This is a genomic window from Jeotgalibacillus sp. 10bf12 (assembly GCF_055597105.1).
This window is the reverse complement of record NZ_CP200276.1, coordinates 1,827,763-1,854,129: the sequence shown is the minus strand read 5'-3', so window position 1 is coordinate 1,854,129 and position 26,367 is coordinate 1,827,763. Positions and strand designations below refer to the sequence as shown.

Annotated in this window: 27 protein-coding genes; 10 read left to right on the top strand and 17 right to left on the bottom strand. The window is 42.7% G+C overall.

Annotated elements, in window-relative coordinates; all coding sequences use genetic code 11:
• Positions 1-146: 146 nt before the first annotated feature.
• Complete coding sequence (gene motB, locus DH10bf12_RS09645) at positions 147-977, bottom strand: flagellar motor protein MotB (RefSeq protein ID WP_471735115.1); 831 nt, start codon at positions 975-977, stop codon at positions 147-149.
• The gene (motA, locus tag DH10bf12_RS09640; RefSeq protein WP_471735114.1) at positions 964-1,764 is read right to left on the bottom strand and encodes a flagellar motor stator protein MotA; all 801 of its coding nucleotides are present in this window, start codon (positions 1,762-1,764) and stop codon (positions 964-966) included. The genes motB and motA overlap by 14 nt, the downstream gene beginning before the upstream one ends.
• A gap of 188 nt (positions 1,765-1,952) precedes the next feature.
• On the opposite strand from motA, the gene DH10bf12_RS09635 reads away from it, so the two are divergent.
• The 6 genes from DH10bf12_RS09635 to mreBH all read left to right on the top strand — a co-directional run bounded on the left by DH10bf12_RS09635 (position 1,953) and on the right by mreBH (position 8,113).
• Positions 1,953-3,182, top strand: coding sequence for an aminopeptidase (locus DH10bf12_RS09635; RefSeq protein WP_471735113.1), 1,230 nt, complete (start codon positions 1,953-1,955; stop codon positions 3,180-3,182).
• 90 nt (positions 3,183-3,272) lie between these two features.
• Entirely contained in the window at positions 3,273-3,416 is a 144-nt protein-coding gene (locus tag DH10bf12_RS09630; protein WP_471735112.1) for a hypothetical protein, read from the top strand.
• 66 nt (positions 3,417-3,482) lie between these two features.
• Positions 3,483-3,989, top strand: a complete 507-nt coding sequence (locus DH10bf12_RS09625) for an acyl-CoA thioesterase (RefSeq protein WP_471735111.1) — start codon at positions 3,483-3,485, stop codon at positions 3,987-3,989.
• Between the two features lie 167 nt (positions 3,990-4,156).
• Positions 4,157-5,134 carry a BMP family lipoprotein gene (locus tag DH10bf12_RS09620; protein WP_471735110.1) on the top strand — a complete coding sequence of 326 codons (978 nt, stop codon included), beginning with the start codon at positions 4,157-4,159 and terminating at the stop codon, positions 5,132-5,134.
• 10 nt (positions 5,135-5,144) lie between these two features.
• The gene (locus DH10bf12_RS09615) at positions 5,145-6,821 is read left to right on the top strand and encodes a methyl-accepting chemotaxis protein (protein ID WP_471735109.1); all 1,677 of its coding nucleotides are present in this window, start codon (positions 5,145-5,147) and stop codon (positions 6,819-6,821) included.
• 284 nt (positions 6,822-7,105) lie between these two features.
• Positions 7,106-8,113 (top strand): rod-share determining protein MreBH, encoded by a 1,008-nt coding sequence (gene mreBH / locus DH10bf12_RS09610; protein WP_471735108.1) that lies wholly within the window; start codon positions 7,106-7,108, stop codon positions 8,111-8,113.
• A gap of 20 nt (positions 8,114-8,133) precedes the next feature.
• Here the strand turns inward: mreBH and DH10bf12_RS09605 are convergent, their stop codons facing one another.
• The 7 genes from DH10bf12_RS09605 to DH10bf12_RS09575 all read right to left on the bottom strand — a co-directional run bounded on the left by DH10bf12_RS09605 (position 8,134) and on the right by DH10bf12_RS09575 (position 13,865).
• Positions 8,134-9,279, bottom strand: a complete 1,146-nt coding sequence (locus DH10bf12_RS09605; protein ID WP_471735107.1) for a cation:proton antiporter — start codon at positions 9,277-9,279, stop codon at positions 8,134-8,136.
• A gap of 24 nt (positions 9,280-9,303) precedes the next feature.
• The gene (locus DH10bf12_RS09600; RefSeq protein WP_471735106.1) at positions 9,304-10,440 is read right to left on the bottom strand and encodes a nitric oxide synthase oxygenase; all 1,137 of its coding nucleotides are present in this window, start codon (positions 10,438-10,440) and stop codon (positions 9,304-9,306) included.
• Positions 10,441-10,696: 256 nt separating this feature from the next.
• A complete protein-coding gene (locus tag DH10bf12_RS09595) occupies positions 10,697-11,545 on the bottom strand; it encodes a YitT family protein (protein WP_471735105.1) in 849 nt (282 codons plus the stop codon).
• Positions 11,546-11,699: 154 nt separating this feature from the next.
• Positions 11,700-12,533, bottom strand: coding sequence for a DUF421 domain-containing protein (locus tag DH10bf12_RS09590; protein ID WP_471735104.1), 834 nt, complete (start codon positions 12,531-12,533; stop codon positions 11,700-11,702).
• A complete protein-coding gene (locus DH10bf12_RS09585; RefSeq protein WP_471735103.1) occupies positions 12,530-12,682 on the bottom strand; it encodes a hypothetical protein in 153 nt (50 codons plus the stop codon). The genes DH10bf12_RS09590 and DH10bf12_RS09585 overlap by 4 nt, the downstream gene beginning before the upstream one ends.
• Positions 12,683-12,766: 84 nt before the next feature.
• Positions 12,767-13,264 carry a preQ(1) synthase gene (queF, locus tag DH10bf12_RS09580; RefSeq protein WP_039808032.1) on the bottom strand — a complete coding sequence of 166 codons (498 nt, stop codon included), beginning with the start codon at positions 13,262-13,264 and terminating at the stop codon, positions 12,767-12,769.
• A gap of 133 nt (positions 13,265-13,397) precedes the next feature.
• On the bottom strand, positions 13,398-13,865 hold the full coding sequence (locus DH10bf12_RS09575; RefSeq protein ID WP_471735102.1) for a GyrI-like domain-containing protein: 468 nt from the start codon (positions 13,863-13,865) through the stop codon (positions 13,398-13,400).
• A gap of 155 nt (positions 13,866-14,020) precedes the next feature.
• On the opposite strand from DH10bf12_RS09575, the gene msrB reads away from it, so the two are divergent.
• A complete protein-coding gene (msrB, locus tag DH10bf12_RS09570) occupies positions 14,021-15,169 on the top strand; it encodes a peptide-methionine (R)-S-oxide reductase MsrB (RefSeq protein ID WP_471735101.1) in 1,149 nt (382 codons plus the stop codon).
• Positions 15,170-15,252: 83 nt separating this feature from the next.
• Positions 15,253-15,816 (top strand): beta-class carbonic anhydrase, encoded by a 564-nt coding sequence (locus tag DH10bf12_RS09565; RefSeq protein WP_471735100.1) that lies wholly within the window; start codon positions 15,253-15,255, stop codon positions 15,814-15,816.
• 35 nt (positions 15,817-15,851) lie between these two features.
• Here DH10bf12_RS09565 and DH10bf12_RS09560 read toward each other — a convergent pair whose 3' ends face one another.
• The 8 genes from DH10bf12_RS09560 to DH10bf12_RS09525 form a co-directional block, all read right to left on the bottom strand.
• Positions 15,852-16,454: a DUF1349 domain-containing protein gene (locus DH10bf12_RS09560; protein ID WP_471735099.1), complete on the bottom strand. Its 603-nt coding sequence runs from the start codon at positions 16,452-16,454 to the stop codon at positions 15,852-15,854.
• A gap of 76 nt (positions 16,455-16,530) precedes the next feature.
• Positions 16,531-17,160 (bottom strand): response regulator transcription factor, encoded by a 630-nt coding sequence (locus DH10bf12_RS09555; protein WP_471735098.1) that lies wholly within the window; start codon positions 17,158-17,160, stop codon positions 16,531-16,533.
• Positions 17,157-18,176: a sensor histidine kinase gene (locus tag DH10bf12_RS09550; protein ID WP_471735097.1), complete on the bottom strand. Its 1,020-nt coding sequence runs from the start codon at positions 18,174-18,176 to the stop codon at positions 17,157-17,159. The genes DH10bf12_RS09555 and DH10bf12_RS09550 overlap by 4 nt, the downstream gene beginning before the upstream one ends.
• Entirely contained in the window at positions 18,173-18,904 is a 732-nt protein-coding gene (liaF, locus tag DH10bf12_RS09545) for a cell wall-active antibiotics response protein LiaF (RefSeq protein WP_471735096.1), read from the bottom strand. Before liaF ends, DH10bf12_RS09550 begins: the two co-directional genes overlap by 4 nt.
• A gap of 93 nt (positions 18,905-18,997) precedes the next feature.
• The gene (locus DH10bf12_RS09540) at positions 18,998-19,588 is read right to left on the bottom strand and encodes a PspA/IM30 family protein (RefSeq protein ID WP_471735095.1); all 591 of its coding nucleotides are present in this window, start codon (positions 19,586-19,588) and stop codon (positions 18,998-19,000) included.
• A gap of 24 nt (positions 19,589-19,612) precedes the next feature.
• Entirely contained in the window at positions 19,613-19,948 is a 336-nt protein-coding gene (locus tag DH10bf12_RS09535) for a lmo0954 family membrane protein (protein WP_471735094.1), read from the bottom strand.
• A gap of 501 nt (positions 19,949-20,449) precedes the next feature.
• Complete coding sequence (locus tag DH10bf12_RS09530; RefSeq protein WP_471735093.1) at positions 20,450-20,995, bottom strand: GNAT family N-acetyltransferase; 546 nt, start codon at positions 20,993-20,995, stop codon at positions 20,450-20,452.
• Between the two features lie 228 nt (positions 20,996-21,223).
• Positions 21,224-23,020 (bottom strand): M3 family oligoendopeptidase, encoded by a 1,797-nt coding sequence (locus DH10bf12_RS09525; RefSeq protein WP_471735092.1) that lies wholly within the window; start codon positions 23,018-23,020, stop codon positions 21,224-21,226.
• Between the two features lie 366 nt (positions 23,021-23,386).
• Between DH10bf12_RS09525 and recQ the strand changes: the two genes are divergently transcribed.
• The gene (recQ, locus tag DH10bf12_RS09520; RefSeq protein ID WP_471735091.1) at positions 23,387-25,531 is read left to right on the top strand and encodes a DNA helicase RecQ; all 2,145 of its coding nucleotides are present in this window, start codon (positions 23,387-23,389) and stop codon (positions 25,529-25,531) included.
• Positions 25,532-25,581: 50 nt separating this feature from the next.
• Entirely contained in the window at positions 25,582-26,337 is a 756-nt protein-coding gene (locus tag DH10bf12_RS09515) for a tryptophan-rich sensory protein (RefSeq protein ID WP_471735090.1), read from the top strand.
• Positions 26,338-26,367 lie beyond the last annotated feature (30 nt).

Sequence of the window (26,367 nt, the reverse complement as noted above, 5' to 3'; positions counted from 1 at the left end):
TAAACTGCACTGGCTAAAATTAATACTATACTCCCCCGCGGTTTTTGTGACTGTTGGGGACGGAGGTGATCGGGCCCTTACATCGACATCTCAATCTCACCTCCTTCCCCGACATGCACAAAAAAACTGCCGCAGATCTGCGACAGTTAAGGTGTGTTTGTGACTGTTCCATTACTCGTAACGCGTGGTAGAATCAATACTTCTACACGACGGTTTTTCGCCCGTCCTTCTTCTGTGTCATTTGAAGCGATCGGCTGAAATTCACCGAAGCCTTTTGCGCTGAACCAGCGCGGATCAAGATTTGGGTTTTCAATTACCAGCTTCATAAAATTCACAGCACGCATCACACTCAGCTCCCAGTTCGACGAGAAAGCTGCAGTGCTGATTGGCACATTATCTGTATGTCCTGTAATAATCACGTTTCTTGGTGGATCGAATTCCAGCAGGCTTGCTACATCCTGCGCAATACTCTGGTACTCTGATCTGACATCTGCTGATCCTGAAGCAAACAAAACATTATCTCTGATTGTCAACAATAACCCTTCATCAGTCAGCTCAGTTTCAAATAGTTCCCCCAGGCTGTTTGAAGCAATATATTCGTTGATCTGCTCCTGGATCACCTGAAGTTCTTCAAGATCTGCTGCAGCTGCGCTTTCACGCTCCGTCTGTTCTGCAAGCAGATCCTGCATTTGCTGCTCTTCTTCAGTCATCTCTTCCGCTTCAGCACCTTCAGCATTGTCTATGTCATCTTCTGTGTCATCTGTTTCAACAAGACTTGCATAATCCAGCACATTTTCCCCACCGGCAAATATTTCATTAAACACCTGTGACATCTGACTAAACTTTGCTTGATCCACTGTACTGCTCGCAAACATGACTATAAATAACGCCAGCAGTAAAGTCAGAATATCCGCATATGGGATCAGCCAGCTCTCATCCATATGCTCATCATGTTTTTTTCTTTTACGCTTCTTCATCTGTTTTAACACCGCCTTCAGCCATCAGCTGCTCACGCTCTTTGGCAGGCAGATAAGAGGCAAGCTTTTGTTCAATTACACGTGGCGCCTCACCTTCAAGAACAGATAAAATCCCTTCAATCATCATATATTTAACCATTACTTCTTTCGTTGACTTACGCTTTAATTTATTGGCAAATGGATGCCACAGCACATAACCGGTAAAAATTCCTAGCAGCGTGGCAATAAAAGCTGCTGCGATGGCTTCGCCCAATTTTTGTGTATCATCCATATAACCTAAAGCCGCAATCAGACCTACTACAGCTCCAAGCACACCGAGTGTAGGGGCATATGTACCTGCCTGAGAAAAGATGGCAGCACCTGAGAGATGCCGATCCTCCATTGCGTCTATTTCTTCTGTTAATACATCTCTGATATAATCTGCATTCTGACCATCAATCGCAAGACCTAACCCATTCCTTAAAAAGGAATCTTCAATTTCGGATGTCTTTGATTCCAATGCAAGTAAACCTTCTTTTCTTGCAAGTTCTGCCCATTCACCAAACATGCGAATGACATCCCGAACTTCCGTTCCTTGTGCTTCTTTAAAGACAATACCGAACAATTTTGGGACTCTTTTTAATTCAGACATCGGGAAAGCAATCATAACAGCTGCAATTGTACCTACAATAATAATTAAAAATGCAGGACCGTTTAATAAAGCTGTAGCTGAAACCCCCTTCAGGACCATACCGACTCCAACAGCAATCAGTCCTAAAATAACTCCAATAAGCGAGGATTTATCCAAAACATTCACCCACAATCAATAAATTTCTATCTCTACATCTCATATATCGGTTAAAAAACTGATGACTTTAGACCTTTTTACTCACACATTTCATTTTGTGAATATGAAATGTTCATTATTTTTTGATTTTTATCGATCGGCTGTTAAAATGTTTAGTGGAACTAAACACACGAAAAGGGGTAATCAAAATGAGTCATACAGAAATGTTTGAAAAATATGCGGACCTGGCTGTCAGAGTCGGTGTCAATATCCAAAAAGATCAGCTGCTTTACATAGGTGCATCAATTGATAATGCACCATTTGTCAGACTTGTGACAAAGAAGGCTTATGAAGCTGGAGCGCGCCAGGTCTTCGTTGACTGGTCAGATGATGAAGTATCAAAAATGCGTTATGAAATGGCACCTTCTGATTCATTCAGTGAGTTTCCTGAGTGGAAAAAGCTTGAGCGTGAAGTACTTGCAGAAAAAGGTGCTGCTTTTATGAATATCGTTTCAGCAAGCCCTGATCTGATGAAGGGCGTTGACCCTCAGCGCATTTCTGACTTCCAGCGCGCTGCAGGACAGGCACTTGAAAAGTACCGCCAGTATATCCAGTCTGATAAAGTAAGCTGGACGGTTATTGCTGCACCTTCAGCAGGATGGGCAAAGAAAGTATTCCCGGATGCTGATGAGAACGAAGCAATCGAAAAGCTTTGGAACGCCATTTTTAAAGCAGTAAGAGTCGATCAGGCAGATCCTGTAGATGCATGGAAAAAACATGACGAAACGCTGCATGAGAAAGCTGACTACCTGAATCATAAGAGTTATAAAAAGCTGCATTACACTGCACCAGGCACTGATCTTACAATTGAACTTCCTGAAGGCCATATCTGGGCAGGAGCTGGAAGTGTGAATGAGAAAGGACATACTTTCATGGCAAATATGCCAACTGAAGAAGTCTTTACCGTACCGCATAAAGACGGTGTATCAGGGTATGTAACAAATACAAAGCCATTGAGCTATGGCGGCAATATCATCGACGGCTTCAAGATCACTTTTGAGAATGGCCGTATTACAGATGTCCAGGCTGAGGAAGGCGAAGATATCCTGAAGAAGCTGATTGAGACAGATGAAGGATCACACCGTCTTGGTGAAGTGGCGCTTGTACCGCATCAGTCCCCTATCTCTCAGTCAAATGTACTTTTCTTTAATACATTATTTGATGAAAATGCTTCAAACCATCTTGCGATTGGAAGTGCTTATGCATTTTGTGTGGAAGGCGGAAAAACGGCTTCACAGGAAGAGCTTGCTGACAAGGGTTTGAATTCAAGTATCACGCACGTTGACTTCATGATCGGATCAGACAAGATGGATATAGACGGCATTTCAGAGGACGGATCATCAGAACCGGTATTCAGAAATGGCGACTGGGCATTTTAAGTTATCTTAAAAACCGTTTCCTAATCACCTGTAATCCTATATAATGAGTTTGATACTAATTATTTGTGCGGTGAAAGGAGGTTCCTTGTTATGATTTATATGACTTCAATCCTGCTTGGATTTATGGCATTACTTGGACTGGTTGGCGGTGCGCTAATGTATTTCTTGCGTATACCTTTAAACACCAAGGATGCAGAAAAAATTGACCCAAGACCTGAACACAACGAATATTAAAAATCGCCAGATCTTTTTGCTGCGCCCTGCAGCAGGGGGATCTGGTTTTTTAGAGGAGCTGACAACATGGGGAAAACAATGAAAGAAAGCAGAACAATTCAGACGAGTCACGTACTGCCACCGGATACAAATCATCACGGCACCCTTTTTGGCGGTCAGCTGATGGCCTATATTGATAACGTTGCTTCGATTGCAGCAACCAAACATTCGCGTTCACTTGTCGTCACAGCCTCAACTGATTCTGTCGACTTCTTAAAGCCGATCCGTGTAGGAGATGCTGTAACACTTGAATCTTTTGTTTCCTATACTGGTAAAAGTTCAATGGAGGTATTTGTCAGAGTCACCACTGAAAACCTGCTTTCCGGTGATCAATCAGTGGCAGCCATTTCCTTCTTAACCTTTGTAGCAATTGATAATGAAGGGAAGCCAATCCCGGTACCGGATGTCGTGCCTGAAACTGAAGAAGAAAAATGGCTGAATGAAACAGCTGAAAACCGCGCCGGGCACAGAAAAGCAAGAAAGCTTCACAGCCAGGAGCTCGCTGCATTTTTCACGCCAAAGCCACATGAATAAACTTAATTGTTAGACATATTAAAAACCTCTCCTTTTCATTAAAAGGAGAGGTTTTTTTGCCGATAGTATTAAAGTGTGTGAATAGCTGATTTCACTATCCAGCTCACTTTTTACAGCTGATTCAATCAGATTGATCGGCCAGCATAGTTATTGGAGGATATATTAGGATGAAAAGAATAACAGGTTTTATTTTCCTGGCAGTGGCATTGATACTCCCGGGATGCACAGCAGAACAAAATTCTCAGACAGCTTTTTCAGCTAAAGTTGGCATTATGCTATCTGATACCGGTTTAGGAGACGGCTCTTTCAATGACGGCGCATTTGAAGGGCTCACCCGTGCCCGTGATGAACTGAATATATTGTTTGATTACAGAGAAGCACCTGAAGGTAATTATCTAGAGCATCTGAAAGATCTTTCTGAACAGGATTATGACTTAATCATTGGACTTGGATTTTCAGTTCAGGAAGCACTTGAAGATGTGGCTGCTGACTACCCTGATCAGCAGTATGTATTGATTGATGGCGTGTCAGAAGCAGAGAATATCATCTCTATGACTTTTAAAGACCATGAAGGAAGTTATCTAATTGGAACCATTGCTGCAATTTCCTCAGAATCCGGTGTCATTGGTTTTATCGGAGGCGTTGACGCACCGGTGATTAACCGTTTTGAAGCAGGCTTCAGGGCAGGTGCTGAAATGGTTGACCCTGACATTCAGATTCTTAGTGATTATGCAGGGAATTTTGGAGACGCTGAACTTGGACGGACCATTGCAGACAATCAAATCAAACAGGGTGCTGACTTTATTTACCCTGCTGCCGGTTTTACTGGAACAGGAGCGATTCTTGAAGCACAGGATCAGGGCATTTATACTGCGGGTGTTGATACAGATCAATTTTATACTGCTGAAAAGTCTGTCGTGACTTCAATGGTTAAAAATATTGATACAACTGTATTTGACCTTGTACAACAATTAACAGAAGAACAACTGTCATCCGAGCAGTATGAACTTGGGCTTGCTGAAAACGGTGTTGGGCTCGCTGAAATCAGACTTTTACAGCTGGACCAATCAGCACAGGATCTAATATTGGAAACTCAAAAGAAAATTGTTTCAGGTGAGATTGAAGTCCCTGAATCTGTTCAATAAAGGAGTATTTATGACACTGCGTAAAAGACTATTTTTATTATCATTAATTCCATTAGTCCTCTCTTCTGCCATTATATTACTCATTGTTTCGCAGATGGTCAGCCTGAATGCATCAGGCGAAGAAGACGTCGAAATTCTGACAGACCTTGAAAAATTAAATAGTGAACTTTTGATTATTCAGCAGTCTTTATCAAATTTCAGCCTCAGTCCAACTGAAAATAATCGGTTGACTACTCAAAACCAATTAGAACAAACAGCATTACTGATAACAGAGCTAGGCAGCGAAATGCCCCAATCTGCTATGGAAAATCAGTTAATGACGATTCAAAATAAATATGAACAGCTGGAGTCAGAAGCAAACGATGCACTCGATCAGCGTGACATTGCAGAAGCAAGCCGTCAGGCAGCGCGGACAGGCGGGATTACAAATGATATTTATTACCTCCAGATTCTTGCAGATGACTGGTATGGAAACAAGCTTGCTGAAACAGCGCGTCAGATCTCTATCATTGTGGTGATCTCACTGAGTGCCATCGCAGTCATTATTGTGATCTCAATGACTGCTGCCACAATGATTTCAAAAAGAATCACAAAACCTCTTCATCACATGCTGACGCAGGCCTCAATGGTTGCAGAAGGAGATTTGACTGTTGAAATTCCTGAGCAGTCAGTCAATTCAAGATTTGAAATTGATCTTTTATCTCACTCATTCAGGGAAATGATTCTCAGTTTGAGGGATACCGTTATGTCAGTTGAAAAGACCAGCTCACGCGTGGCAGACTTCTCAAAGGATGTATCCGGTAAGATCAGTGAGCTCGAGGAAAGTGGCCAGCAGATCGCCGCTTCAACAGATGATCTTGCCAGAGGAAGCCAGGCAATATCAGAGGATATACAGTCTACCTCAGAAAAAATGATTGAACTGAATCAGACATTTACTGAAAGTGAAGCACTGGCAGTCCGCTCTGCAGAAAAAGGTCGCCAGGCTTTATCTGCTGTTACAACAGGTCGTGATTCACTCGAAAGACAACAGGCTTTTACAGTTGAAAATACCGAAGCAGCCTTTCTTATTTCACAGGAGCTTGAATCGTTTGCTGCATTTACAACAGAAATTCAGGATGCTGCCACATTTGTAAAAGAAATCGCAGATCAGACAAACCTCCTGGCACTTAATGCTGCGATCGAAGCAGCTAGAGCCGGTGAGCAAGGCAAAGGCTTTGCAGTCGTCGCAGATGAAGTAAAGAAGCTTGCAGGTCAATCAGCTGAAGCAACTGAGAAAATTACAGCTATGGTAAGAAATATTCAAAATGGCATGTCCGGTATTACAGCTGCTGCTTCAACGGGACAACGGGTATCTGCTGAACAGCTGAAATCAATGAACCTGACTGAACTTGCATTTGAAGAAATTGCAGTAAAAGTTCAGGAAATCGACCATGAACTACATTCACTTACAGGTAGCATGAAACAATCCTCTGCCTACACTTCTGAAGTCACTGCGGCTATGGAAAATGTTTCTGCTGTTACAGAAGAAACCGCTGCAGGAACTGAAGAAATCTCAGCATCTGCTGAAGAACAACAGATTTCATTTGGGAAAGTGAGGGAATCTATTCTCCACTTGCAGGAAATGAGTCACACGATGGAGCACCAGATGAGCAGATTCAAATTACCCACAAACGGGGATGAAAGTTAGAAAAGTAATTGAAAACCCCCTTCATATATGTATATGAAAGGGGTTTTTTCGTTACAAATTTATTATTCTTTTATTACAAACTCTGCTGTTACTGATTTGCTGATGTTTATGACCCCTGTTATAAAGGGAGTGGCGTATCATTGACACCTTCTTTTCAAACCTGTTTTGATGTAACATTAGCGCCTACCTACCTTTGTCCCTCTACGCCTCCCCTAAATTAGTCTATACTACTCGGAGAACACTGTTAAATTCGGACGATGATGATGATAACGGAGGAATGTATAATGCTTTCAAATGCAGAAATCGGTATCGACTTAGGTACTGCTAATATACTTGTGTATAGTAAAAGTAAAGGAATTATCATGAATGAGCCATCGGTTGTTGCAATCGATGTGAATACGAAAAAAGTGTTAGCTGTCGGAACAGACGCAAAAAGCATGATCGGTAAAACACCAGGTAACATTGTAGCTGTCCGTCCATTGAAAGACGGCGTGATTGCTGACTTTGATGTGACGACTGAAATGCTGAAGCATATTATGGCTTCAATCGGAAAAAAAATGGGCTTTTCACTGCGTAAGCCAAGCGTAGTGGTATGTACACCATCAGGCGCTACATCAGTTGAGAGAAGGGCGATTCAGGATGCTGTTAAGTTCAGTGGCGCTAAGCACGTTCACTTAATCGAAGAGCCTGTTGCGGCTGCGATTGGTGCAGATCTGCCGGTTGGCGAGCCTGTTGCGAACGTAGTAGTTGATATCGGAGGCGGTACAACAGAAGTGGCAATTATCTCATATGGTGGCGTTGTGTCATGTAATACGATCCGCGTAGCCGGTGATAAGATGGATGAAGATATTATCCAGCACGTCAGAAAAGCTTATAACCTGTTAATCGGAGAGCGTACAGCTGAACAGATTAAAATGGAAGTTGGACACGCACCAATCGAGCATGAAACAAGAGAAATGGAAATCCGCGGGCGTGACCTTGTGACTGGTCTGCCAAAAACCATTACACTTCAGTCAACTGAAGTTCAGTCTGCGATTCAGGAGTCACTTCTAAGTGTCCTTGAAGCGATCCGCTCAACACTTGAGAATTGTCCTCCCGAATTGAGCGGCGATATCGTTGACCGCGGTGTCATCTTAACTGGAGGCGGTGCGTTATTGAACGGCCTCCAACAGTGGCTGAGTGAAGAAATTGTCGTTCCGGTTCATATCGCACCGAACCCGCTTGAGTCTGTAGCGATTGGAACAGGCAAATCATTAGCAGTCATTGATAAGCTTCAAAAAGCAGGTAAATAACAAAAAGAGTGAGGGCTCCCTCACTCTTTTTTTATATGCTGATAAATCGTACGACTGATCTTTGGGGCTTTTTGAAACAATATAAAACCGATTGTTGCTGATATCAGAATAAAAATACTGCTGAACGTTTTGATAGGTCCCGTAGTCAATGCCGCAATAATAATAGAGAACTCTCCTCTTTGAGTTAAAGAAAACCCTGCTCTGAGCGCAGCTTCTTTATCAATTCCATACATGATACCGCCAGCCCATCCAACAAGGATTTTGGCTGCGATAGACCATACTAATAACGTAATCATCAGAGCCGGCGCAGGAAAACCGTCCTCAAACGTAATTGTCGTTCCAAAATAAAAGAAAAAGAATGGCAAAAATAAGCTTCGGTACTGAATCATCAGACCATCCACTTTTTTTACTTTTCCAGACTCTGCAATCATGATACCGGCGAGAAATGCACCAAGCACTTCTGATAAATTCAGATATAATGCCAGACCTGCCAGCGTCAGCGACAGACCAAGCATAAAATACGAGAAAAAATCTTCATTCGCATAACCCGAGATAAAACGCTTGAGCCTTCTGAATACAAATATACTGATAAATAAAGCAGCCGCTGTAAACATTACGACCAGCAATAAACTGCTTCCTACTGTCCCCAATGTTACGTCTTCCCCTGATGTCACACTGATTAAAATAGCAATTAACACAGGCGCAGCAAGATCTTCAAAAATCAACAGCCCAAGAATAAAGTTAGATTCTTCAGCGTCCATTCTTTTATTGCTCTGCATCAGCTTGGTTGTGATAGAGGAACTTGTCGCATATGTAATTCCCCCTACAAGAATTGCTGTAATCCAGTCATATTGGAACAGCAAAGCAAGACCAGCTGAAACACCAAAACTCAGAATAATATCCAGTATGCCTGCTTTATAAATCCGGCGAGCGATTTTCAGCAGTTCAGAAATAGGAAATTCCATTCCTAAAACGAAAAATAATAAAACAATCCCTACTTCTCCTGCAAATTCCAGCAAATGATTATCTGCCAGAAGGCTGCTCAATGCCAGGCCGAATAAAATAAATGGAATGACATCGGGTATTTTGACCCTGAGTGACATCCATCCAAATAAAAACATACCAAGCACAATTATGCCTGCGAATAACAGCTCTGTTGATCCCACCAGGTCACCTCTTTATATAGATAATCAGTTCATAAAAGGACAAGACTTAATCTGCTTAACATCCTTCTTCTGAAGTAAAGATGGCTGGTAAAAAAAGTTTGGTGATTTCCATGTGTTATCAAACTGCTTATGAAATATATATGAGGATGCAGGAGATACGGGAGGAATCAGCCAGGTCCAGTCACCTGTTACATTTCTGTTCTCCTCTATTTCGCGCTGCTCAAATAATTCAAACTGCTGACTCGCTGTATGATGATCGACAATACTTACTCCAGCTTTTTTAAATGAATGCATCACTGCGGTGCACAGTTCTATCACAGCTCTGTCCTTCCACATTGTAGCCTGCAGTTTAGTGTCCAGGCTGAAAGCTTCTGCAGTAGCACGCAGCATATTATACCGGTTCTCATCCGTGAAGTTCCGCGCAGCAATCTCTGTCTCCATATACCACCCATTGAAAGGTGAGGCCGGATATTCAAGGCCCCCGATCTCCAGCTTCATTTCAGAAATAATCGGTACAGCATACCATCTGAGGCCAAGTTCATTAAATGACTGATTTTCCGGATGTGTAATCTCAACTTCCTGGATATAACTGTCCGGTATTTCAAATAAGTATGGATCATTGTCACCTGCCTGAATGACGATTGGTAAAATATCAAATGGGGTCCCTTTCCCCTGCCATCCAAGATTCATGCAAAAGTCAGTCATCTCAACAGAGTGAGGATCACCAATGATACTCCCATCCTGCTGTTTGTAGCCAGCGTATCTGATCAGCTGATGGTTATAGATTCTAACCGGATCAAAAGAGCGTTCAGAAGGTTTGAAAATTGTCACAGTCGAACGGATTTTTCCGCCGTTTGTGGCATAAGCAATATGCTGAAGCAATGCTTCTTTTATTTCTTCCTCTGTGGTCGCATCTCTCCTATCAAACACGTTAAGACTATTCCAAAACAGTCTGCCGATACAGCGATTACTGTTTCGCCAGGCAAGTCTGGCTCCAAAGTCGAGCTCATCACTTGTATGCTTGTAAGTCCCATATTCGCTGATAGACTGTGAAACCTCTCTTAATCTTGCTTCACAGTCCAAGCTATTTAAGTTATGTTCTCTATAAAATTGCCTGATAAATGCCTCTGCTTTTTGATAAATAGGATGTTCAACCATCATTTTTCACAACCCCGTAGTCATATATGGCTCATCTTATCACAGAATAATCCTATTGAGGTGGTGTGGATATGCACTATTTATTGAACTTTATGGAGTTGTACTGTGTGACGATGATCTGTTCAATTAAGTCTTGCTGATGAATCAATTATCCTGGTTACAAAGCCAATAAATCCGTCCGCTGATTCATATAATCTTCATTCCCCCGCCCTCACAATAGATTTTCCAATAAGAAAAGACAGCCCGAAAGCTGTCTTCATTAAGCGAGTCTCTTAAAATTCTGACCGAGTATTTCATTCATATTGTGCACGGTAATAAATGCTTTTTCATCCTGTTTACCCACATAATTTTTCAGTCTTGATAAATCCTTGCGTCCTAAAATCGTCGTAATAACTTCTTTCTGCTCGTAATTGAAAGCACCTTTAGCTGTATGGATCGTTGCGCCTCTGCCAAGCTCTCCAACGATAAACGCGCGGATCAGCGCACTCTTTTGACTGATAATCACGACTTCTTTATTGGCATTGAACTGCTGAAGCGTGTAATCAATCATTAAGCCGTTTAAGATCACGCCAAAGAATGCATACATACCAGCCTGCGGGCCGAATAGCAGCGAGGAAGAAAGTGCCACTGCAAGGTCAGAGAACAGAACAGCTCTGCCAATTTCAACTTTAATATACTTATTTAAAATCATCGCAATGATATCTGTTCCGCCCGTTGATGCCCGCTGATGAAAGACAATTCCCATACCGATTGCAGCAATACACTGACCGATAATCAGCTGGATTAAAATATCATCGCTGAGCGGGGCTGTAATCGGTGCAACAAGCTCAAGCAGCCATACGTAGCCAGACAGTGCGAAGCTCGTATAGATCGTCTTAGCACCAAATTGAAAGCCCAGAAAAATAACACCTAATATAAATAACACGATATTAACAAAAATCATAAATAGTCCGATTGAAATGCCAGGGAATAATGAATTCAGCACAATCGACATTCCGCTGACGCCACCCGTTGCAAGGCTATTCGGTGATAAGAAAAAATGAACATTTACTGCAACAAAAAATGCTCCCAGGTTCATGAGTAAAAATGTGATAAGCTTTTTAGTCATACGAAACGTCTCCCCCTTTTTAATGCGCCAAATCAGCGTTTTTCATTCACAAAAACGCATTATACGCCCTCTCTGACGGCATGTAAAGAAGGAAAATTCCATACAGAATCGTTGACTTTTTCAGATATTTTTAATGATTCTTCCCGTTGTATATTCATACACCCTGACGCACCATTCTCATACATTCTTCTAGAATTTCAGCATTTTTATAAAAAATCAGACTGTCACGATCTTCCGCTTTTTTACCGATTTTCAGGAAATCTCTTTTGCATTGTCTGATGAGAGAGATCAATTCCTGCTCTTCCTCTGTCCTGTCATAGAGGTCCATAAAGATTCTTCCATCATCATGAATCTGCGCTAAAAAAATATCTGAAATACTCACATTTTTCTTTTCAATCTCTCCCCGAAGCCAGTCAACGTCCCGACCGATTGATTGAAGCGCCTTTTCAACAGGTTTTCCATCCATGATAAGGGCTTCTGGAGGCTTTCCATCCTGAATATTCTTTTTAAGATCCTCCTGAACGACAGGTGTTTTTGATTTTTTGAGCATGACATTTAACTCACCTGACGGTTCAAGTATGGCAAAATTAACGTCTGACAAAGCAAATACATCTTTTTTCCGTAACAGTTCCATTAATTCATCGGTTGTATATCTTTCTTTTTTCAGATTTTTTTCTATTATTTTTCCCTGTTGAATAAATACGGTCCCCTCACCTTCAACAAGATCTCTTACCTTTTTACTTTTTAATGATAAGTAGTCTACTAACAGCGGGATTGAGATAAATGATACGATGCCGAGCACGCCATGCAGAAACTGACGGTCAAGGCCGGTGATGACCTCAGCACCAATACTGCCAACCGTAATCCCTGTTACATATTCAAAAAAAGACAGCTGTGAGATCTGTTTTTTCCCAAGCAGCTTTGTGCAGACAAAAAGGACAAGAACCATCAGCAGACCTCTGATAATCACTAATAGCCAATCACTCATGAATCTCTCTCCATTAAGTCATTCAACTCTTTTTCCATTCTTGAAATCTCTTCATAGATATCAGCATACTCAAGCGTTTTATCTTTATCTTCAATCCATTTTTGTATCTCGGAAAGCTTCTGCTCAAGCTGTACGATTTGATTTTTCACTCAGCTCACATCCTTTTTGCACTATCTTCTCCAAATCTGATTTCAGACATACAAAAAACCGGCTGTGTCAGCCGGTTTTACATGTTATCGATTATCAATTTTCTCAGGATACATATCATGATTCATCAATCGGTGATAAGCCATCTCTTCATATTTCGTTCCAGGCTTACCGTAGTTTGTATATGGATCAATTGAAATCCCGCCGCGCGGTGTGAATTTACCCCATACTTCAATATAACGCGGATCCATCAGTTCAATCAGGTCATTCATGATGATATTCATGCAGTCTTCATGGAAGTCACCATGATTTCTAAAGCTGAAAAGATATAATTTCAATGATTTACTCTCTACCATTTTCTGATCAGGGATGTAGCTGATGTAAATTGTAGCAAAATCCGGCTGATTCGTTTTTGGACAGAGTGATGTGAATTCCGGGCAATTAAACTTTACAAAGTAATCTCTGTTTACATGCTTATTATCAAACGCTTCAAGTACCTCCGGGGCATAATCGAATGAATAAGGTACATTCATTTCGCCTAGAAGATTTACGCCTTCAAGCTCTTTCTCATTACGTCCTGACATGTGTATTCCCTCCATATAAAAAGTTCAGATCATTTTCTGAACATCGTTATTTTTAAACACGCAGAAAAAGCATCATCCCAGATGCTTTTAACCTGTATGATTATTTTACTGACTGCTTCTATCAAAAGCAAGGTCAGCGTTTTTTAACAGGGATGCCGATTTTCAAAGTGGGTGACATTTTATAAGGCACATCATCTGCACCGTATACTTCAATATGGTCCAGCCCGTTTTGCTGCACCTGAAGCCCCTGTTCAACAGCCCACTTCATTAATTTTTCGTAGCTCTTCCAGGCATGCTGTCCTTTATGCTCTGTAACAGCATAGTCATGGGATGGCACAATAATTCTGTACATATCAGAAGGAAATGCTGTGTTTCTAAATGCTTCTGTGCCGAAATAATACGTAAAGCCCCCCGGCATGTCCTGATAGGATAAACCGATGAAATCCGAGTTTTCCTGTGCGATCCCCATACTTAATAACCTGTCACGGGCTTCTTCCATCACAGGAAAAATATCTCCATGTGCAGCTGCTTCATAAGTACCTGTCCATTTCATTCCTATAAAATAAAAGCTGGATTTCCTTACGATTTCAAAGTCAGCCATTGTTGCACTCCTTTCATACGGAAGCGATTATTCTTATATTTTAGCAAATTCTGAATACTTTTGGTTAATTCAACACATTATTTTTATTAAACATGCGTAAAATATGTTATTTTTAAAGCATAACCAGCTTTGAATCTGCTAAATGGGGTGTAGAGATGAAGAAGAAGAGTTGGGTGATGCTGATTCCCGGTGTGATTTTGATCGGTGCCATCATCTTTTTTGTATTTTCAGATGAATTGCTTAACCGCTCCTACGGGAGTGAAGCAAGTACAGCTGCCGACTTAGCACCAAATGAAGAGGTTGCGATATTTGCAGGGGGCTGTTTCTGGTGTATGGAACCTCCTTTTGAAAAGCTCGCAGGGGTGAGAGACGCTGTTTCCGGTTATACTGGTGGAAATGAAGAAAACCCTGAATATAGAGAAGTTGCAAACGGTGAGACGGGACACACAGAAGCCGTTCAGGTTATTTATGATCCTGATATTATCAGTTATGAGGATCTGCTTGACGTGTTCTGGAGACAAATTGACCCAACAGATGCTGATGGACAATTCGTAGACCGCGGGCAGCAGTACCGCCCTGAAATCTTTGTACAAAATAAAGATGAGCGTGAAGCCGCTGAAGCTTCAAAGCAGGAAATCATTGAATCAGACAGATTTGACGGCGACATTATTGTGCCTGTCACTGACGCCTCAACGTTTTATATCGCTGAAGAATACCATCAGGATTATTACATTAAAAACGGTGACCGCTATTACTTCTACCGTACAAGTTCAGGCAGAGACCAGTTTTTGAACCAGTACTGGGATGAAGATGAGCGTGAAGTAGATCTGCCAACAAAAGAAGAAGTTGAAGCAGAGAATCCATACGCTGTTAATTATACGGATGAAGAACTTCGTGAAATGCTTACAGATATTCAGTATGAAGTCACACAGGAAGATGGTACCGAGGAAGCTTTTAATAATGAATATGATGGATTTTATGAAGACGGCATCTACGTTGATATCGTATCAGGGGAACCATTATTCAGTTCAAAAGACAAGTACGATTCACGTACAGGCTGGCCTTCATTTACAAAACCGCTTGTACCTGAAAATATTGTTGAAGTAGAAGATCCCGGCATTTTTGGTATGAGGATTGAAGTCAGAAGTAAATATGCTGACTCACACCTTGGACACGTATTTGAAGACGGACCTGAACCGACCGGCCTCCGCTATTGCATGAACTCAGCAGCTATGCGCTTTATTCCTGCTGAGGACCTTGAAGAAGAAGGATACGGAGAATTTTCATATCTGTTTGAATCATAAAGAGGACAGCTGTTTGTCTAGAAATTAGACAGATGGCTGTTCTTTTTTATAGAATAGACATAGTTACGCTAAGGAGGATACATATGACACTATTATCAGATATTCTGACATTTAACGAAACGTTTGTTGAAGAGAAGCAGTACGAGCCTTATGTAACAACCAAAATCCCTAACAAAAAACTTGTCATCCTGACTTGTATGGACACAAGATTAGTAGAGCTTTTGCCGAAATCAATGAATGTAAAAAATGGCGATGTGAAAATGGTGCGCAATGCCGGTGCCGTGATCACACATCCATTTGGCAGTATTATGAGAAGTCTTCTTGTAGCCATTTATGAATTACAGGCTGAGGAAGTACTAATCATTGGTCATTATGACTGCGGCATGAGTGCAGTCAACAGTCATGAAACAGTCGAAAAAATGAAAGCACGCGGCATTTCTGAAGATGTACTAGAAACATTATCTTATTCTGGCGTCGATATTCACGGCTGGCTGAAAGGCTTTGATGATGTAAGTGAAAGCGTCAGAAACAGTGTGGAAATGGTGCGTAACCACCCGCTGATGGATAAAAATGTTCCGGTTCACGGACTTGTTGTAGACCCTAGTAATGGTAAGCTTGACCTGGTTGAAGAAGGATACGTAAAATAATAAAAGCTGTGCGGATGTAAAATTCCGCACAGCTTTTATTTTACTTCTTTTTGTACAGTCCATGTATGAAAAACAGTTGTAAAACTGCCTTCTGCTGATGGACTGCAGGCATATAATCCAAGCTTAACAGGTCCATTCGGTTCGTCGTGGAGCCTCGTGATCCTCAGTTGTTCAAATTCATCTTCAGGATTTGATTTTGCCCATATACGGTAATCCCCTCCGGCCCGGCTTACTTTAAAGGTTAACGAAATTTCCCCATCCGGAGTGGGGAAGTTTTTGGATGACCAGTCAGAATAGCCGCTGTTTGTTGCGACTGAGCCCAGGTATGAATATTTTTCAGGAACATATTCAAGCGACACCTTCATCCAGCAGTCATCAGAAACCAGAATGATTAACCCCGCCTGATCATAACGTTCCTTGGGATCCTTCATCGTAAGTGTTACTTCCGTCTCAAAAGCACCCAGTAACTCTTTATAAAAGGCATGACCATTCATCTGATCAAAACCATAAAATGTTTTTCTCCAGAAATCAGTTTTTGGCTGCGTGGTGAGACTGAGCTCTTTATTATTAAGCGTCCACTCCTCCGGCTTATTAAGCCAGCAACAGTCTTTTCCCTGATCATCCAGTAATGAAAGCATGGTAAAGGGCTCCTTTCGATATGGTTCTAACTTCATGTTTACCCATAAAGTCAATTCCATAACATGCCTTCGGGAACTATTTCACAAGATCATGCTTAAATGCATAAATAACAGCCTGGGTACGGTCCTGTACATCAAGCTTTCCAAGTATATGACTGACATGTGTTTTGACTGTTTTCAGCGCTATGTAAAGCTCATCTGCAATCTCCTGATTGGTTTTCCCCTGTGCAATCAGCATAAGAATTTCAAGTTCCCTCGTGGTCAGTTCTTCGTGAAGCTTCACTTCTTTTGTTCTCATCCGCTGCATCACTTTCCCTGTTACTTCAGGCTCCAGTACGGTTTCACCATAATGGGTTTTTCTGATCGCATCTGCAATGTCACTTGCTTTTGAAGTTTTCAAAAGGTAACTGACTGCTCCTGCTTCGAGTGCAGGATACACTTTATCATCATCTAGAAAGCTTGTGACAATCATGATTTTTGCATCAGGCCATTGTTCAATGATCTTTGCAGTCGCTTCAATCCCGTCCATCTTTTTCATCACCAGGTCCATCAGAATAATATCCGGCTTTAATTCAAGCGCAAGCTCAACCGCCGGCTCACCGTCATCACATTCCCCCACAACCTCAATATCTTTTTGTGATGACAGGTATGAACCTACTCCTATTCTGACCATTTCATGATCATCAACAAATAATACACGGATCATGTCAGTTCCTCCTTTCCTTCAAAAGGTACTTTAATTTCAAGCCTTGTGCCCTGATCAGGCAGTGAAACGATTTTTAATGTACCGCCAACCTCAGCAGCTCTTTCTCTCATATTATTCAGCCCATATGAGCCTGCTTTATCCTCTGACAGCTCAAAGCCTTTTCCATCATCAGTCACTCTCAAAATCACGGCGCCATCTCTTAAAATACATAATACATTCAGCATGGTGGCTTCAGCATGCCTTAATGTATTTGAGATCGATTCCTGCAGTATTCTGAACAGATGATCCTCAATTCCGCGCTCAAGCTCCATCGGCTCTGCTTTCCAAGAAATGTCCAGAGGAACCTTCTGCTTCAGCTCGACTAGCAGCTCATCAATTCCTTCAGGTAGCGTTTTTCCTTTTAGTGCGGCCGGTCTTAGATGGAGCAGGAGTGCTCTCATTTCGACCTGTGATTGATGAATCATCTTTTCTACCATCTGAAGCTGACGGTTTTCCGGTTCTGTTTCATTGATTGCGGACATTAACATGGATGCAGCAAATAACTGCTGACTGACTGAATCATGCAGATCGCGTGCAAGCCGCTGTCTCTCTAGTGACACCATCTCCTGAATTTTCTGTTCCTGCTGTTCCACCCTTTCACTCGCAAGCCGCTGATTCATTTTAACCTGCTCATGCCACATCCGCTGCAGCTCAGATACTTTATCAGCGAGTCTTGAAAATTCAGCAGTCTGTGGCTGTGAGGCCTTTGAAAAAGCACGTCCCTGTCTCAGGTCATCAACCTGCTGCTCAATGGAAAGTACCTGTTTTTTCATTCCGCTGCTCTGGATCGCACCCCATAAAAATCCGATTAACAGCAGTTGGATCAGTAAAAAGAAAATAAATGGAACATCAAGAATTGTGACATTCCACAGCATGCCCCATTCCTCCGGCGGAAAAAAGATCACATATAAGCCAAGCGTCATCAGTGCACTGAATAGGCTGATACTGACTGCGTGCAGTACAATTTTTGCCGTCATACGCGCTTCACCTCAATATCTCCAATCCATACTGATGAAAGGATCGTACATTTCTGGCGGGCAGCTTCATACCCCTCTGTCTGATAGACAACATTTTCATTCCACAGCCTGGTTGTAGATGAAGATAAAATAGAAGCTTCTCCGGCAAGTGCTGAGTGCTGCACGGAAATCTCAAGTTCGTATGGTACAAGTATGATGATTTTACCGGCAACGTTTCGCAGTGATATAAAAGCCTCTTTATCAGGAAGCACTGTGTTGCTCAGGTCGATCTGAACATCCCCGATTCCATTTTGAAGGTGGATGTTTTCCCATTCATAAGAGTGATCCGGCGTTTCATGTGAGCCTACCCACTGATTAAAAAAGAAGGGTTTTTTTGTAACAAGTAATTGTTCTTCCCCATGATTCTCCTCTGCCTTTATAACAGGCTCAAAGATCAGCGGGTTCTTCTTCGTTTCCATGTATTTCAAAATCAGATTAATCACGAGTATGACAAATAGAATACGGAGGGTCACCATTGAAAGAATAGCCGTCAGCAGCATAATCGCTCCAACACCAACCAGAATTTTTCCATACATATGCTTCCAGGCCTGTTTTCCAAAGTACAGCAGACCGCCTGAGAGCACTAGGGAGAAAATCATGCCACTATTAAATAAGACAATTTCAACTAGCACAATAATTAAACCTGCTGTCAGCCAATTGGACAATGACATTTGTCTCAGTTTTTCCATACAGTCCACCTCCCTGCTATTCTATTCTATCGATTGCATCCCGATACAGAAAGAGTAAATTCGGGAGAAGGTGAAATACCCGCTCCCGAAAGCTTATTGTTTTAATTGCTCAATCTGCTCATCGATTGTCAGTTCTTCTTTTTTCTTCGCATTTTCTTTCAAATGCTTTTCAATCTGCTCATAGCGGCGTTCTTCATCTGTACTCTCCTTTACAGGTACCGACTGCTTTTCACCAGTCACAGCATTTTCCTTCGCCATATATTCAAGACGATTCAGTTCAAGGTCCTTTAATCTGAATGTATGCTCTTCAAGCTGAAGCTCAAGCTTCTCAAGCTGTGCATTTGCTTCTGCTAATGTTTTTTCAAGACGCTCAGCCCGGTCGCTGTAGAAATTGAATTCACGTAGCGCAGCTGCTGCAAGTGATTCTTCCCCCGCTTCTTCTGCAAGTTGAACGTGCTCCTTACGCTTTGCTGCCATTGATTTTGCATGTGAATATTCTTTTTCAAATTCTCTCCTTAAAAGCTCCTGTCGCTCTGTCAGCAGTTTAGCTTTTTTCACTGCACCCTGACATTCTTTGATTTCACGCTGGATTTGATTGACAGGATTCGACTGTTCTCTATTCCACTTTGACTCGAGGATATCCTGCTTGATTACTTCAGTTATTTTTGTCAGTACGTTTGTCATGTTGATCGTCTCCTTTTAATTTAGTTAAACCGATTTTTTCTTCAGTTCCTGCCATTGCTTTTCAAAATAAGAAAAATCACTGACTGCTTCTTCGCTGTTCCACTTTTTCCATACGATATACAGCACATAGACTGCGATGACTCCGAGAATTGCCGGAACATTAAATACGGCTGAAAGACCGGCGATTGCTGCAACGATTGCTGATGTGATTTTCACCCATGTTTTATTGCTTGAGAAATACCATTTCACACCGATGTAAGTAATCAGCAGGCTGACTGCAAGTCCTGCGATCGATCCGAGATTTGATAATGCGACGATTGCAGCTGTGATACCGATCACTGTTAACCAGAATTTGTTCATGTTGTTGCCTCCTTTGTTATTTGTAACCTAAGTGTACGCGGATTCCCGTTTTGCCGACAGGAGCCTCGGCTTGATTTTGAAGTAGGACCTGAGGCGTAGAAGGTTGTAAGACAGTGGGGATTGGGGTGTTAGACAGATGTGCGAACTTGTCTGGGATTGGGGAGGCTGGGAGCGTGGTGAAGGAATGATCATGGGTTCTGACGGAAATGTGTCCTGTGTCTGAAGGAATCAGTATGAGTAATGAATGAATTAAGGCGACAAAAAGGGACGCTGAGGGAATTAATCGTAGATTGAGTGAATGCACTCCAATATTGAAGGAATTGATTTGCACATTGAATGATAAAGTTGCAAATTGAAGGAATTACGCACCTGATAACTGGCGCCCGTCAACAGACTCCTGCAATCATTCACAATAAAAACCGCCTCTGTAAAAGAAGCGGTTCATCGATTGATTTTATTGATCAGCCTGCCGAGAACCCGGTCCCAAAAGGGCTTTCCCTTTCAGAAATCCTCCTCAAGCATGCTGTATAGATAATGATCTTCCCAGACACCGTTAATAAAAAGGTTTTTGCGCAGCGTTCCTTCTCTGACCATTCCCAGCTTTTCAAGCACCTTCTGGGATGCTTCATTTTTGGGTGAAACCATCGCTTCAACCCTGTGAAGGCCGAACTCCCGGAATGCAAAACGAAGTGCAGCTTCGACTGCCTCTGTGCCATAGCCCTGCTTGGTATGGTGTTCGTCAAGAGAATAGCCGATATACGCTGAGGCAAAAGGCAACCTTCTGATTGAATAAATCGAGACACTGCCGATCAGACGGTTAGTATCACTGTGATAGATCCCCCAGCTGTACTCTTTTCCCAGACGCTGTGCCTGCCTTGCTTCAGCCAGCTTCTCAAGCTGTGCTTCACGCGTATAAAATGGTTCAGGATGCTTCGGTTCAAAAATCGTCCAAAACTGCTTATTTCGGATCAGCAGGTCTACAAATTCATCAATATCCTGTTCTGTAAGCGGACGAAAATAAAGCCGACTGCTTTTTAATAGCACCATATACGTTCTCCCCATTTCAAGATTCTATATTAAGTGTATACCCAGGAAGCAAAAAGATCGACTGTTGACATACAAAATTTTTTGAAAATATTTTGATGGGATGTGCACGGCCGGGGTGAGGGAAGTTCAATATGGAATGATACAACTAACCATTCCCCCCCCCTAACGCTTCACCCCTGTTTCCTTCAATATAAAAGACCAGGGTTTATGACCCTGGTCTCGTCGGTTTTATTCAGAAGTCAGTCGAACAAACTCCTCTGCATCCTGAATACAAAGCTCAATGCCCTTCATCCAGAAAGCTTCAGTTGTGATGTCCTCGCCAAGGTGCTTCATCGCAAGCTCTTCTGTCGTCATGACAGCCGTATCACGCAGCAGTGCCATATACTTTTCTTCATACGCTGTACCCTCTTCAAGCGCTCTTGCATACACGCTGAGTGAGAACAGATAACCAAACGTATAAGGGAAGTTATAGAACGGAACACCAGTAATATGGAAGTGCAGTTTTGAAGCCCAGAAGTGCGGTTCATTGTCAGTCACTGCACCCGCATATGCTTCTTTCTGCGCTTCCACCGTCAATTCGTTCAGACGTTTCGCTGTGACAAATCCTTCTTTGCGTTCTTCATAAAAGCGCTGTTCGAAAATGAATCTTGAATGGATGTTCATGAAGAATGCAATGCTTCTTGATACTTTATCCTCTAAAAGCGCTGCCTGCTCATCTTTTGAATCCGCTTCTTTTACCGCTGCATCTGATACAATCATTTCAGCAAAGGTTGAAGCTGTTTCCGCTACGTTCATCGCATAGCGGCGATTCAATGGATCCATCGGACGCAGTGCATACGTATGGAAAGCATGACCAAGCTCGTGCGCAAGTGTTGCCACATTAGACATTGAACCGCTGTACGTCATAAAAATTCTTGACTGTTCACTCAGCGGGAATCCCGTACAGAATCCGCCTGGACGCTTGCCTGCGCGGTCTTCTGCTTCGATCCAGCCATCTTCAAATGCTTTTTCTGCAAAAGCAGCCATCTCAGGACCGAACTTTTTAAAGTGTTTTAAAATAAACGCTGCCCCTTCATCATAAGAAAGCTTCTTCACACTCTCAGAAATCGGCGCGCCGATATGTGCCCATGACATTTTTTCAAGTCCAAGCAGCTTTGCTTTATGATCTAGGAATTTCAAGAAGGCATCCTTACTCTTACTGATCGCACCCCACATCGCGTCAAGCGTCTCAGGCTTCATGCGGTTGTACTCAAGCGGTTCCTTCATAAAGTCATCCCAGCCGCGCTTTTTGTACATCGCCAGACGATAGCCGCCAAGGTGATTTAACGTTTGTGCAAAGAGATTCTCATTTTTCGACCATGCTGCTTCAAGCTTCTGATGAACGTCTTCTCTGACTTTCGGATCTTCGTGAGATCTCAGGTTATTCGCCTGCCCGACAGATAAGGTCTTCACTTCGCCATCCACTTCAATCTCGATCGACATTTCAGAAACGAGTGCATTATACATCTGTCCCCAGCCGTGATAACCATCAACGCCCAGTGCACTGATCAGCCCTTCTTCAGCTTCAGATAACTTATCCTTTGCGGCTTCACGCCATTCTGTCATAATGAACGTATATTCCTTCAGTCCATCATCTTCAAGCAGTTCATCCCACACCTGATCATCAGTTTTAGATAGCTTCTGCTGAAATGCCTGAAAAGCTGAACTGAAGTCAGCGCCCATGGATGTGATCTTTCCGCGGATCACACCTGCTCCTGTATCATTCATATCCTGCGCTTCCAGACAGCTTGCAAACGCACCTGCCTGATAAACCCCCATCATAATGCCTTTTGCTTCCTGAATATGCTGATAGACAAGATAACTGCTGTCAGAAGAAGCAGGCGTCTGGAACTGCTCTACCTTTTTAGCAAAAATCTCAATTTTTTCTCCATATGTATGTAAATGCTGTTTCAGTTCCTCTGAATCACTTCCACCTTTAAAAAACACATCTAAATCCCATGTTTCCGGATATGTCGCTGTAGACATTGTCATTCCCCCTGTTTTAAATATTCTGAACTCTGCAAGTACTATCTTAACACAATACTTCGCCATTCGAAACACTTACTTTCTCCTCACTAACTCCTATCAATTTCATGATAAAATAACAAAATGCATGATTTTGTTGAGCGATTATCTACTCATATTGTCTAATTCCAGACAATTTTTATATGCACAGCGTGGATCGGAGCGGAAGGCGGCGACTCCTGCGGCGGAAAGGGTCAGGTGAGACACTGTAATGCGAAGCATGGAAGGGGCTCACCGCCCGGCCGCGGAAAGCGTCCGCCTGAAGCGCAGATCCAACGCCCTCAGTTATATAGCCAAATAAAGCACCACCAGAAGGGATGATTCACCATGATGAATGAGGCACAGCAAGTCCTCCATACATACTTCGGATACGACTCGTTCAGACCCGGCCAGGACCGGATGATCGAATCTATACTTGACCATAAAAACGCACTCGGCATTATGCCCACAGGCGGAGGAAAATCCCTCTGCTATCAAATACCCGGCCTCGTAAAAGAGGGAACAGCACTTGTCATATCACCACTGATTTCACTCATGAGAGATCAGGTTGATGCACTAAATGAAAACGGCATTTCCGCCACTTATATCAATAGTACGTTATCCGCTGCTGAAACAAGAGAGCGCCTGCAAAACCTGCGTGAAGGCCGCTATAAATTTGTCTATGCAGCGCCTGAACGATTCGATTCCGCCTCCTTTTTCAATGCGATCTCAGACATTAACCTGTCATTGATTGCGTTTGATGAAGCACACTGTATTTCTCAGTGGGGACATGATTTCCGTCCAAGCTACCGGACGATCGTTGACACAATCAGACTGCTGCCGAATTTACCTGTCCTGACAGCGCTGACTGCAACAGCGACAGATAAAGTGATTCAGGACATTACTGATCTGCTTTCGATTGATCCTCACCACATCGTCAACACAGGCTTTGCGCGTGATAATCTTTCATTTCATGTTGTAAAAGGTGCTGACAAGCATTCATTTTTAACAAGCTTTTTAAAAGAAAAACACGATGAGACAGGCATTATTTATACAGCTACAAGAAAAGAAGCAGATCAGCTGACTGGGTGGCTGAATCAACAGAATGCGAGCGCTGTTTGCTATCATGCAGGACTGTCAGAGGAAGACCGGAACGAAGCGCAGCGTCAGTTTATTTATGACGAAGCGAAGCTGATTGTGGCGACCAATGCATTTGGTATGGGGATTGATAAAAGTAACGTGCGGTTTGTCATCCATTATCAGCTGCCGATGAATATGGAATCCTACTATCAGGAAGCAGGACGTGCAGGACGTGATGGTGAACCTGCCGATTGCTATCTGCTATATAGCCCGCAGGATTCGATGCTTCAGAAATTTCTGATTGAACAATCTATTGCAAACGAACGTAAACGAAATGAAGAATATGCAAAGCTTCAGCAGATGATCAATTACTGTCACAGCCACAGCTGTCTGCCCCGCTTTATTCTGGAATATTTTGAAGACCATCAGATGACTGCTGATTGCGGGCACTGCAGCAGCTGCCTCGACAGCCGTGAAAAAACAGACCGTACGCGTGAAGTTCAGATGATCCTGTCAACTGTAAAAAGAATGGGCGAGCGTTTTGGGACAGGCATGACAGCGAAAGTGTTAAAAGGCTCACGCAATAAAAAGCTGCTAGAAGGCGGGCTGAATCAGGTAACAACTTATGGCCTGATGAGTCAGAAATCAGAGAAACAGATTACTGAGCTGATTCAATTGTTAATTGCGGAAGGTTATCTGGCACTAGAAGGCGGGCAATACCCGATTCTCAGGCTGACTCAGGACGCTGTTCCTGTATTAAAAGGAGAACAGGCAGTCTGGCTGAAATCCGGTTTTCAGCTTCACCAGCAGCAGGCTGATTATGATGAAGCGCTTTTTGAAGAGCTCCGCAAAGTGCGTTCAATGCTTGCAAAAGAGCATGCCGTTCCTCCTTACGTGATCTTTTCAGATGCAACGCTGCGTGAAATGGCCCAGCACTATCCGGAAACTGAAGTGGAGATGCGCGTGATCAAAGGAGTCGGGGAAAGAAAGCTTCAATCATACGGAACACCGTTTACAGAAGTGATTGCAGCCTATATAAAAGAACACGGCAAAAATAAAAACATGGTACCCGCCCCTGAGCAGGCTCCAAAGCAGCCTGAAGTCACTGCAGACCCTGAACAGCCAAGCCACCTGTTCAGCTATGAACTCTATCAGGACGGGAAATCGATTTCCGAGATTGCAAAACTCAGAGCACTTACTTCACAGACGATTGAGCGCCATCTGCAAAAAGCCTATGAAGAAGGTCACCAGCTTGATTTTGAGAAGTGGTTTGATGAAGAAACTGAGCGTTTGATTCTTTCAACCAGGGAACAAATGGACGCTCCCGGGCTTAAGTCATTAAAAGAGGCGTTGCCTGAGGAAGTGAGCTATCTGCAAATCAAAATGACACTTGTAAAAAACCAGCTCGTCTGAAGGATTTTTTTCTGTCCGGAGGGAATAGAACAGAGACAGGAGGTTTTTACATGAAACAGTTTTGGCTCAATTTTTTCGCGCTTGCAGCTGTTATTACCGTTAATGCACTGGCAAATATACTTCCGATTAACGGTCAGACTACAGGCGAAATTTCAAATCGGCTGAATGTATTATTCACACCGGCCGGTTATGTATTTTCAATATGGGGACTCATATACATACTGCTAGGCTTGTGGGTGTTAAAAGGTGCTTTTAAGTCTCAAAGAAAAAGAGAAGTATACAAATCCACTTCGTTTATGTTTTTGATCAGCTGCCTTTTAAATATTACCTGGATTCTGCTTTGGCACTATGAATTCTTTCCTGTATCAGTCGCGGTGATTGTCGGCTTACTCATCTCAATCATTATCATTTACGCAAAAATTAAGCAGACAACACACAGTTTCTTTGACATCCTCCCCTTCTCTGTTTACATGGGTTGGGTCAGTGTTGCAACTGTTGCCAACACCGCATATACCGTAAATGAAGCCGGCTGGGACGGACTCGGCATCTCATCACCGGTCTGGACGATTGCCCTTTTGTTGATCGCAGCAGCACTGGCACTTGGGATCCGCTACAAAGAAAGAGACTGGATTTACCCGCTCGTGTTCATCTGGGCCTTTATCGGCATCGGTGTACAGAATGAAGGTCAGGAATCTGCAGTCGTATTCACAGCTTATGTGTTAAGCGTAGTAATCTTTATCGGACTGTTCATTTTCCGTAAAAAGAAAAAGTCCAGCTACAGCAGCCGGACACTATCTTTTAAATAATCACCCGGGCATTTCCCTCTCAAATAGGTT

What these genes read in the sequence shown, in the direction of transcription:
- motB (WP_471735115.1), bottom strand. Translation starts at nt 977, where the DNA reads ATGAAGAAGCGTAAAAGAAAAAAACATGATGAGCATATGGATGAGAGC.
- DH10bf12_RS09635 (WP_471735113.1), top strand. Translation starts at nt 1,953, where the DNA reads ATGAGTCATACAGAAATGTTTGAAAAATATGCGGACCTGGCTGTCAGA.
- DH10bf12_RS09630 (WP_471735112.1), top strand. Translation starts at nt 3,273, where the DNA reads ATGATTTATATGACTTCAATCCTGCTTGGATTTATGGCATTACTTGGA.
- DH10bf12_RS09625 (WP_471735111.1), top strand. Translation starts at nt 3,483, where the DNA reads ATGGGGAAAACAATGAAAGAAAGCAGAACAATTCAGACGAGTCACGTA.
- DH10bf12_RS09620 (WP_471735110.1), top strand. Translation starts at nt 4,157, where the DNA reads ATGAAAAGAATAACAGGTTTTATTTTCCTGGCAGTGGCATTGATACTC.
- DH10bf12_RS09615 (WP_471735109.1), top strand. Translation starts at nt 5,145, where the DNA reads ATGACACTGCGTAAAAGACTATTTTTATTATCATTAATTCCATTAGTC.
- mreBH (WP_471735108.1), top strand. Translation starts at nt 7,106, where the DNA reads ATGCTTTCAAATGCAGAAATCGGTATCGACTTAGGTACTGCTAATATA.
- DH10bf12_RS09600 (WP_471735106.1), bottom strand. Translation starts at nt 10,440, where the DNA reads ATGATGGTTGAACATCCTATTTATCAAAAAGCAGAGGCATTTATCAGG.
- DH10bf12_RS09595 (WP_471735105.1), bottom strand. Translation starts at nt 11,545, where the DNA reads ATGACTAAAAAGCTTATCACATTTTTACTCATGAACCTGGGAGCATTT.
- DH10bf12_RS09590 (WP_471735104.1), bottom strand. Translation starts at nt 12,533, where the DNA reads ATGAGTGATTGGCTATTAGTGATTATCAGAGGTCTGCTGATGGTTCTT.
- queF (WP_039808032.1), bottom strand. Translation starts at nt 13,264, where the DNA reads ATGTCAGGACGTAATGAGAAAGAGCTTGAAGGCGTAAATCTTCTAGGC.
- DH10bf12_RS09575 (WP_471735102.1), bottom strand. Translation starts at nt 13,865, where the DNA reads ATGGCTGACTTTGAAATCGTAAGGAAATCCAGCTTTTATTTTATAGGA.
- msrB (WP_471735101.1), top strand. Translation starts at nt 14,021, where the DNA reads ATGAAGAAGAAGAGTTGGGTGATGCTGATTCCCGGTGTGATTTTGATC.
- DH10bf12_RS09565 (WP_471735100.1), top strand. Translation starts at nt 15,253, where the DNA reads ATGACACTATTATCAGATATTCTGACATTTAACGAAACGTTTGTTGAA.
- DH10bf12_RS09560 (WP_471735099.1), bottom strand. Translation starts at nt 16,454, where the DNA reads ATGCTTTCATTACTGGATGATCAGGGAAAAGACTGTTGCTGGCTTAAT.
- DH10bf12_RS09555 (WP_471735098.1), bottom strand. Translation starts at nt 17,160, where the DNA reads ATGATCCGTGTATTATTTGTTGATGATCATGAAATGGTCAGAATAGGA.
- DH10bf12_RS09550 (WP_471735097.1), bottom strand. Translation starts at nt 18,176, where the DNA reads ATGACGGCAAAAATTGTACTGCACGCAGTCAGTATCAGCCTATTCAGT.
- liaF (WP_471735096.1), bottom strand. Translation starts at nt 18,904, where the DNA reads ATGGAAAAACTGAGACAAATGTCATTGTCCAATTGGCTGACAGCAGGT.
- DH10bf12_RS09540 (WP_471735095.1), bottom strand. Translation starts at nt 19,588, where the DNA reads ATGACAAACGTACTGACAAAAATAACTGAAGTAATCAAGCAGGATATC.
- DH10bf12_RS09535 (WP_471735094.1), bottom strand. Translation starts at nt 19,948, where the DNA reads ATGAACAAATTCTGGTTAACAGTGATCGGTATCACAGCTGCAATCGTC.
- DH10bf12_RS09530 (WP_471735093.1), bottom strand. Translation starts at nt 20,995, where the DNA reads ATGGTGCTATTAAAAAGCAGTCGGCTTTATTTTCGTCCGCTTACAGAA.
- DH10bf12_RS09525 (WP_471735092.1), bottom strand. Translation starts at nt 23,020, where the DNA reads ATGTCTACAGCGACATATCCGGAAACATGGGATTTAGATGTGTTTTTT.
- recQ (WP_471735091.1), top strand. Translation starts at nt 23,387, where the DNA reads ATGATGAATGAGGCACAGCAAGTCCTCCATACATACTTCGGATACGAC.
- DH10bf12_RS09515 (WP_471735090.1), top strand. Translation starts at nt 25,582, where the DNA reads ATGAAACAGTTTTGGCTCAATTTTTTCGCGCTTGCAGCTGTTATTACC.